This window comes from Streptomyces zaehneri (assembly GCF_032248645.1).
Classification (GTDB): Bacteria; Actinomycetota; Actinomycetes; order Streptomycetales; family Streptomycetaceae; genus Streptomyces; species Streptomyces coriariae.
In genome coordinates this window covers 1-255 of record NZ_JASTTJ010000093.1, presented here as the reverse complement: position 1 = coordinate 255, position 255 = coordinate 1, and the positions used below count along the sequence as shown (strand labels likewise).

At 64.7% G+C, this 255-nt stretch carries 1 protein-coding gene; it reads right to left on the bottom strand.

Translation table 11 applies throughout. The features are described 5' to 3' along the window. The coding region (locus QQM72_RS40785; RefSeq protein WP_314225848.1) for a B12-binding domain-containing protein at nt 1-255 on the bottom strand (255 nt) is incomplete at both ends.

The window sequence follows — 255 nt, the reverse complement described above, 5'->3', positions numbered from 1 at the left end:
TGGACAGGATGATGTCGACGAGGTTCTTGCCGATGTCGTGCACGTCGCCGCGCACCGTGGCCAGCACGATGGTGCCCTTGCCCTCCGCGTCCGACTTCTCCATGTGCGGCTCGAGATAGGCGACCGCGGTCTTCATGACCTCGGCGGACTGGAGCACGAACGGCAGCTGCATCTGGCCGGAACCGAACAGCTCACCGACCACCTTCATGCCGTCCAGCAGCGTGTCGTTGACGATGTCCAGGGCGGGACGGGTCT